This window comes from Xenorhabdus khoisanae (assembly GCF_001037465.1).
Lineage (GTDB): Bacteria > Pseudomonadota > Gammaproteobacteria > Enterobacterales > Enterobacteriaceae > Xenorhabdus > Xenorhabdus khoisanae.
The window spans coordinates 1-9,132 of sequence record NZ_LFCV01000199.1 but is presented as its reverse complement, the minus strand read 5'-3'; the positions used below and the strand labels follow the sequence as shown (position 1 = coordinate 9,132).

Here is a 9,132-nt window from a genome sequence, read left to right as displayed (position 1 = left end):
GTACAATGACAAATAGTTATCGCCTGATAAAAAAATAAAATCAAAGAACAATCCAGTTTAATTATTTTTAATTCTTATAAATTATAAAAATTTATAACATTATTTGATTATGATAAAAGAAATTTATACTGGTTTGATCATTTTTGCTTTTGATTGTTTTATTAATTAAAGGTGAGTATTGAGTGGATTGGTTTTCACTCATGTTAAAACGCAATTTTATAGCTGTTATAGCTTTTTGTTATCAGTTGATAAAAATCTTTCATTAATTTTAGTGAAAAAAAACCACCTAAAATAAAAAGTTTTTCTAATATATTAAAGTAGGAAGGTGTGTCAGTTTTTACTGACTTGGTGACAAATGTTAGGTTTTCGAGAAATGAAATTTTATGAGGTACTTATATATGTCGTCATATATTCGTAAATTCATTGGTTTTCTTGTTGTTATATATGCTTTTTTTATTCTTTCTACAGTGATGAATACTGTTGCAGGTAGTAATACTGTTACTGAGGAAAAACATATTCAAGAAAAAAATAAAAAAGATAATATAGCCTTTCGGGTTAATGAGCCAAGTAAAAAACTCTTGAACGCTAATACTAATAAAAAACATTTTGATACCTCAGAGTTTGATACTCCTAATATTATTGCCAGAAATATTCATACAATGAGTAATATGCTGTCATCTTCTCCTTCAGAACTTGCAGATCAAGCTAAATCTTATGCTTTGGGAAAATTAAACAGCGTAGCTTCTTTTGAAGCACAAAAATGGTTATCACAGTTCGGTACAGCAAGAATTAGCTTTGGACTTGATAAAAAGGGCACTTTGGAAAATAGTGCTATCGATTTACTATTACCGCTTTACGACAATAAAAAAAATTGGCTCTTTTTTTCACAATTAGGCTATCGTAATCGAGATAGTCGGAATACGATTAATATAGGGTTAGGGGGACGTTATTTTGACAAGAATTGGATGTATGGTCTAAACACATTTTATGACCATGACTTGACTGGCAAAAATCAGCGTTTAGGTTTGGGGGGGGAAGTTTGGGGTGATTATGTAAAATTCTCTGCTAATGCCTATTACCGCTTAAGTGACTGGCAGAAATCACAAAATTTTAATGATTATCAAGAACGCCCTGCCAACGGTTATGACATTAACGGAGAGTTTTTCCTGCCCGCCTATCCTAATATTGGTGCAAAACTGGCTTATGAAAAATATTTTGGTGATAACGTTACCCTGTTCAACCGGGATACTAAACAGAAAAATCCTGGTCTGGCTAAGATAGGCGTGACTTATACCCCAATTCCTCTGATAACAATGGGAATGGATTATAAACAGGGAGAAAACGGAAATACTGAAACGCAATTTTTGGCGAATTTAAATTATAAATTTGGTATTCCTTTTGGCACTCAATTATCACCGGATAGTGTAACTGAGATGCGTACCTTAACGGGAAGCCGTTATGATCTGGTTGAAAGGAATTACAATATTATTCTTGATCATCAGAAGAAACTCATTACACAACTATCTTTGCCAGAGGTACTGGTAGGATATAGTCATCAGCAGCACGATATTTCGGCTAATATATCCACTAACTCTTCGATAAAACAGATTTACTGGACTGCAAGCAAAGAGTTTGAAGAAAATGGCGGGAAGCTCTTTCCAAAGGTTGGGAAATCTATTCAAATTACGTTACCAAGATATTTATCTGGTGGAAACAACAACTATCCGATTTCTGCATTTGCTGAATTTGATAATAAGCAGAAATCAAAGCCTGAGGTAGTACAAGTTATTGTTACTCCTTATAAGGTTAAAACAAGGGAAGAAGCTAACTTCCTTCCATCAGGGCCATTACCTGCAAATGGTTCATCTTTTTATACTATTAATCCCATTATTACTTTTGATAAAAATACAGGAAACCCTGTTAAAAACGCAATTATTGATAATGTTCAGTGGATAACCGAGCCGCCAGAAGCTGAAGGCGATAAACCGGGGCTTAAATTAAGTTGGAATAAAGCAGATAAGCTCACAACGGATGAAAATGGCTATCTTACAAAAACGGTTACGTTAAAAAGCACAAAAAAAATTGAGACTGCAAAAGTTTACTTAAAAATGGAGGATGCCTCTCCACAATTAGTAGGAATAATGAGCTTTACTGAAGATAAATCAAAATATCACATTGAAAATAAGCAATTGAGTGTTGATAACCCAGGGCCACTTATTGCGGGTGAACACAGTAAATATACCTATACCGCCACGGTCATTAATGGCAGTGGGGGCACAGTTAGCGGTCAGGAAATTGATAATGTGGAATGGAGTGCGAAAGATAAAGATGGTAAAGAAGTTCCTGTTAACCCGATAAAAATAGACGGGAAATTTAAGACTGACGGGCAGGGACAATTACAAGCGACATTGAGCAGTTTGGTCCCTTTGTCTGGGGTGGTGGTCTCTTTATCGATTGAAAAAAATCCTGCAGTATCGGCTCAAGCGGTTTCTTTCGATCCTGCCAAAATCAAGATCACGTCATCATCTACCAGCCCGATATTGGTGAATGAGAGTTATACCCTGACGGCAACCGTCATTGACGCCACTAGCGGTAAGGAAACAGGGGAAGTTCAGGCTGTTAACTGGAACGTAGTCGGTGGTAAGGCAACGATAACGCCAACCGGGATAAACACGGCCACACTGACCAGCAGTACTGCACAAAAAGTGAGTGTAGAAGCTTCTATTGCTAATAATGCCTTTAAGTCGGCACCTTTTGTTGTGGAATTCAATTGGCCAGCCATTCAGCATGTGATGCTAAGCCCAAAAACACCAAATAACACTAAGCTTCCTGGTGAGGCGTATGAACTCACTGCAATTGTGAATGGCGCGGATGGTAAATCTCCTTATACGGGAAACAAAATTCCATTTAAATGGAGTATTAAACCGCCAATATCAGAGGGGCTATCTTTGTCACCTTCGGGAGAAGTCACTGATGTATCTGATGGAAAACTGACAGTGAGTTTAACAAGTGATAAGGACAAACCGTTAGTTACGGGTGCTGAAGTTTGCCTGTCTATTGTTAGTGATCCTCAGACTTCAAAAAATAATTGCTCTAAACCCGTTAATTTTATATCGCCTCCTGTGGATTTTGAGATTAAAAGTGTTGAAGTTTATGCGGTTGAAGTTAACGGTGTTGAGAAAACAGATTTCGATCTGAAAAAATACCCACTGACTGGTAATGGGAGAGATAAATACAAATACAGAGCGTTAGTTACTCATAAAAACGGCAATATACTTCGCAAACAGACATTTAGTGATGTGGAATGGACTCGTGATCAAGACCAGATCAGCACAACTGATTTACTTAATCCTCAACCTGATAAAAATAAAGAAAAAGATCCACTAACAACAGATGAGCAAGGATTTTTATATGCCACCTTAGACAGTAATGTTGGAGTTTATAAGGATATTAACGTGACATTGACGATACCTAATCAAAAAGGAGAGAAAGAGCCTCAGACCACATCTAAGGATTATGCAGTCACTTTTGTTCCTGAACCGAAGCAAGCGGTGATGTTTGTTTATAATACAAATAAACCAATAAATGTTAACAATAGTAAAATTTTTACTACGGAATACCATCCAGCAAATATTTTTGAGGGGTTGGGTGGTCAGCTTGGAGCTGATACATCAAAAATGTTTACTAAAGGCGAAGTTTATTACGAGCATTTTGATGATAAAGATAATTATTTTACAAACCCTACAGTTGACGTAGGAGATGATCATAAAGGACCCATAGTTTTTTGGAACCCAGGTAAATCAAAAATTACAGCCAAAGTTACAAAAGGAGATGGAACAGTTCAGTCTTATTACTATCACTTACACATTATTAGAGACCTCACTTATGTCCAAAATTCACTGGGGCATGAAAATTTACAGGGCTACCATTTAGCTCGTGATGGTGTAACGTGTGAGAGTGGAAGTGGAAGTGATGGTTCTGGTACCGCTGGTAGCCTTATTTCTCCTTATGTGGCAGATTTTGTGAAGTCTTCTGGAGAGTATGCGATAGATTCTGAATTTGAAAATCTTTATGAATGGGGGCTTTTTGATGCAGCTAAGCATGATGTTCAAAAAAACAACCTTAAATACAAGGTGCTTGCCAGTAAGCAATACCCTGGTATTTATACAATATTTGACCAATTGACTGAGCAATCTGATGATAATGATTCTGGGTTGCTGGTTTGTAAAGTAAGCCCCGAGGAATATGGGGGATAGTGACATCAATTTATTGAATTTTGTATAGGATGCCTATTTTGAGAACATTCAGATGGTAAAGATTAAGGTGACTGACCTGCCTATCTTGTTGCGCAGTTAAAAGGAGTCATCGTAATGGGCGTTTTAGTTCTGGTCATCAATGTTATCTTTGCCAATCCTGTCATCCCAGAACACATAAGCGAGTCGTTGATACGGGGATGAATGGAATGGAATGTCGGGCGACAGCATGTGTCATAGGGATTGGCCTTAATACAGCCCTTCGTCATTTAAGACACTCAGTCCCAAATCTATCACTGAAGCTATTTCTCCCAGTACCGACGTGATTGTCTGTTGCGAAATGAATGAACCGTGGTCGCACGTGAAGTCAAAGAATCAGGCCCGGAGGCCCTTTTATGCCTACGACCAGCTCAGACGAAATATGATCGCCCATGTTTTTGGCCCAATGACAAAGAAGACATTGATGCATCTGATGGTCTTGCTGTCGCCTTTTAACATGGTGATTTATATGCTCAGTGGCTGGAAAGGATATGAAAAAATGCTGACAGAGAAACTTCATATGGTCAGCAGGCGTGATACACAACGTATAGAGAGATATAACCTGAATCTTCGTCGAAAAACTCTGTCTTTTTCAAAATTCATAGAAATGCATGTCAGAGTTATTAGGTATTATCTGAATATTTGCCACTATCAATAAATTGAAGTCATGACCTGCTCTTGATAAGCTACTATATTGGTCTATTAGACATTACTAAAGAGATTTTCATAATAGTGAAACACTCAAACGCGGAAGAATGCTTACTCCTCGCGGTGTGAGGAGTAAGTAGGTGTTCTACGATTTTAAAATATTATTTAGATGTTAATGTTTTGGTGGGAAATACTTTTATCTAACTAAGGTATAGGTAAAGCTACTGTTATTACTCTTTTTAATATTGAAGCAAGTTGTTTTATCGCAGGGATTGCTAATTGTTATCGGGTGATAAAAATTTATCATTGTACATTTTCGGTTAATATCCCTAACTTACAATTGTTAACTTTTTAACACATTTAGAATTTAATAACAATGAAATCACCTCGTAATAGATTTTATTAAGAATTCTTATAATGCTCATGAGGTAATAAAATGATAAGTGCAAAAGATAAATTAGATGTAAATATTTCTTCAAATGCTAACCTTATAATAGGACAAGGTGTTTTTTTGTATGTAACATTCGAATCAGCAAATCCTATAAATGTTGTTTCCACAAAATTGAAATTTACAGGAGCTAGCCCAAATATTACTGTTCCACAGGGTGACGTGAGTTTAACTGTAGATCCAAAAGATAAAACAAAGGCTACTTATCAAACATTGCTAACTGTTGCTAATGAAAATATAAAAGAAAATGATCCGATTAAATTTACCCTTGAAGCGACTCAATCGAATGCCGAAAAATTTCCTTTTACTGGTACAGCAAGAACAGTTAACCAAGATTCATTAACTCTTATATTTAATAACAACTTTATAAGAACACCAAATATAACAAGCCCACAAGCATTAGAAAAAGCCAAGGTATCCACAACCTTAATAGGTCAGGGGGAACCACAAACACCTTTATCTAATGTTCCTGTATTTATCACTGCAGATCCAATAAGTGACTTTAGTTCATGTACATTTGAAGATGATAATGGAAAACCACTTTCATTGCAAACTATGGGAAATTACACTGGATTATTTATAAATTCCGGAAAAGATGGGAGTGTAAGTTTTAATATGTCTCCACAAAAAGCAACGTCAATGGTACTTAATATTAAATCCTGGATTATTTTTATTGGTGAAGAATTTGTACACGCTTTTTCTCCTCTTTTTATTATTAATCCAGACATTCCTAAATTTCCCAATAGCTTATTACCACCAAATATTCAGGGGGGATTTTCTGGTCTTCTAACATCTGATGCTGGTGCTTCGGATTTCCGTATTGCAATCCCAGTATATCCAGGAAATAACAGTGGCGATTACATATTATTTCTTACTAAAAATTTGTCTAAAGCTGGTGCTAAACGTGAATACACAGATCATTATGTTGTCGTAGGAAACCCAAGGACAGAATTGGGCGATTCTAATTATGTTTATACATTACCTTATGATATTTTTGATTATGGTACTCCCTTTGATATTAATTATGTAGTTATTCTTGGTCAATCGGCCGGTAGTTTAACTTCCCAACCAGCAAGCGTGACTTATATGGGAGGGGCTACATATCAACCAGATTCCGGCATAAAAAGGGAATATGACAAATGCAAAGTTTATACCAGCTATGGAGTGACAGGGCCTGAGATACATGAAGGTAGCGTCATTGGTTATGACAGTATAAAAGAATATTTTGATAATAAACCTGTTGATCCCAATCAGAAAAAGACAGGATTATTCATTGAAATTATGGGAGGTTCGTTACAAGGACAGGTATTTTTTGGCTCTAAGGTGACGTTAAATATGTATATTCAAGCAAAAAATCGTAATAATAAAAAGATTTTTGTTACACAAATTATGCCAAGTAAAGCTGATAAGTATACTGGTCATCTCTCATTAGTTTTTCACATTGATATTGATAAAATTACTGGTATCTTACCATACGATGGTGGTGGTGCTGGTTATATTTGGTTTGATTATCAAGTTGGTGCTAAAAGTTATGGAGAAATCTGGTCAGGAAAAATTGATACCCGACCAGATGCACCTACAACGAAAGATTAATTAGTTTCAACTTTGTCTAAAAACGCGAGTAAAGATTATATAGTTATATTCACTCTTCTATATTAGAAAGTATGATAATCAATCTTAATGCTTTTTTGAGAAAAAATATGAATAGATTAAAATATCTTGAACGATATATGTAAAATAGATTAAAAATTCAGTGAGATAGTGATAGATTGTCTCAGAAGCATAGGTAATTATGCCATGGGATGAGCTAACCCAACTAGCAAAGTTGCAATGTGAAAAATGGGAAACATATTTTATATGCCTTTATTTATTAGATATAAATATGTTTATTTCTATCAAGTATAACCAATTAATATCAATGCGTAAGATTTTTTATTATACTTTTACTATTTAATTTATGATTTTAAAGTTACTTATGGTTGGCATTGACTTGAAGCTCATTAATAATGAGAGTGTTATTTTAATAATGTATATTCTTAACACTATGGTGTAATAACATGGCTACTTTGAAATCCAATATTGAAAATAATGCTGATTTAATAATAGGTCAGCGTTTTCTAATCACTATTACGTTAGCATCTGATAACTCAATAGGACCTGATGATTATATTGAATTCAAAAAAAAATCTAATAACGTTACTGTTCCATTAGGACATCAAAAATTAAAAATACTTCCTGGTAGCGATGAAAAAATAGCTGAATATACCACTTTTTTAGATGTTGAAAGTGATGTTAATAAAATCAGTGAAGATGATGAAATAATATTTTTCATTGATACAAATATACCTAATGTCACCTCATTAATATTTAATTGCACAGCAAAAAAAATAAATTCAGATTCATTGCCACTCATTATTGAAAATGTATTACTGGATACACCAAATACAAAATTTGATAATCCTATTCTAAAAACTAAAGTATCTACTATTTTGATAAGTAAAGAAGGGTTTTCCCTCTCCAATACACCTGTGTTTATAACAGCCACTACACCAGAAAGCCTAACATCATGTAAGATTCTTGGTTCTGATGATACAACTCCGCTTTCAATACAAAAAATAGGTTATTATAGTGGCTTATTTATAAACTCAGACAAAAATGGAAATGTGATATTTTATATCTATCCTCAAAAACCGGAGTCAATAGTGCTTAATTTAGTATCTTGGATTATAGGTGTTTATGATCCGGTATTAGCTGCCTCTCCTATTTTTATTGTGAATTATGAAATACCAAATAATGATGAAACTATTCCTGGGCCAAATATCTTAGAAAGTCAATCGGGTTCATTAACTTCAGATGGGGAATCCAATTTCTACGCTAGTGTATATCACTATGAACAAGCTGTTCGTGGCGATTATATTTTATTCTTCACCAGAAATATTGATAAAAGCTTAATGCGAAAATATAGTGGTTATTACCATGTTGTAGACAATCCTAAAAAAGAATTAGGTTTGGATAATTTCTATTTTTCATTACCCTATGATATTTTCGATATTAATGTTAGTTATGAACTTAGTTATGATGTTATTATGGGTAATCCGGCTGGATCAAAAATTTCATCACCAACATCGATAATTTATACAGGTGGTGCTATATATAATCCTCCAGAAAATGTGAAAAGAGATTATGATTCTTGCAAGGTATACACTAGTCTTGGCATTGGTAAAAGTGAGATACCTGTAGATACAATCATTAGTTATGACAGTATAAAGAGATATCTGGATAACTTAAGTAAACCGAATACTGGTTTATTTGTTAAAATATTAGGAGCTCATAATAAATTGGGAAAAGTTCCTCTAGGTTATAAAACAACACTAAATATATATATTGAATCAGAATATCGTAATATTCAAATACCAATGACGAATAGAATGCCGACAATAGTTGATGACAATGGAATTGCATCATTAGTGTTTCATATTGACTTTGATCTTGTTGTTGGTATCGGACCATATCTTTCTGGAGGAGATGGAACTATTTATTTTGATTATTATTTTAATATTGGCGGTGAAAAACATTACGGGAAAGTTTGGGGAAGTTCAATTAACACCTTGCCAGAATAATATAGAAATACATAATATGTATTTCTATATCTTATTGATTTTTAGATTAATCATCACATTAAAAAGGTCTATTAAATGAATAATATAAACTTAGAATCATTAAAATTAGATATGGATTTTCCAT

At 34.2% G+C, this 9,132-nt stretch carries 3 protein-coding genes and 1 pseudogene; all 4 read left to right on the top strand.

Translation table 11 applies throughout. From position 1 onward, the window contains the following. The first annotated feature begins 398 nt into the window (after positions 1–398). The 4 genes and pseudogenes from AB204_RS21000 (at position 399) to AB204_RS19905 (ending at position 9,008) form a co-directional block, all read left to right on the top strand. Complete coding sequence (locus AB204_RS21000) at positions 399–4,256, top strand: inverse autotransporter beta domain-containing protein (protein WP_053067959.1); 3,858 nt, start codon at positions 399–401, stop codon at positions 4,254–4,256. A gap of 71 nt (positions 4,257–4,327) precedes the next feature. Then, positions 4,328–4,950, top strand: a pseudogene (locus AB204_RS19915) (IS1 family transposase). A 426-nt stretch (positions 4,951–5,376) separates the two neighbouring features. Next, a complete protein-coding gene (locus AB204_RS19910; protein ID WP_047965130.1) occupies positions 5,377–6,981 on the top strand; it encodes a hypothetical protein in 1,605 nt (534 codons plus the stop codon). A 464-nt stretch (positions 6,982–7,445) separates the two neighbouring features. Further along, positions 7,446–9,008, top strand: coding sequence for a hypothetical protein (locus AB204_RS19905; RefSeq protein ID WP_047965129.1), 1,563 nt, complete (start codon positions 7,446–7,448; stop codon positions 9,006–9,008). Positions 9,009–9,132 lie beyond the last annotated feature (124 nt).

Coding starts and splice junctions, on each gene's coding strand:
- AB204_RS19905 (WP_047965129.1), top strand. CDS start 7,446: ATGGCTACTTTGAAATCCAATATTGAAAATAATGCTGATTTAATAATA.
- AB204_RS19910 (WP_047965130.1), top strand. CDS start 5,377: ATGATAAGTGCAAAAGATAAATTAGATGTAAATATTTCTTCAAATGCT.
- AB204_RS21000 (WP_053067959.1), top strand. CDS start 399: ATGTCGTCATATATTCGTAAATTCATTGGTTTTCTTGTTGTTATATAT.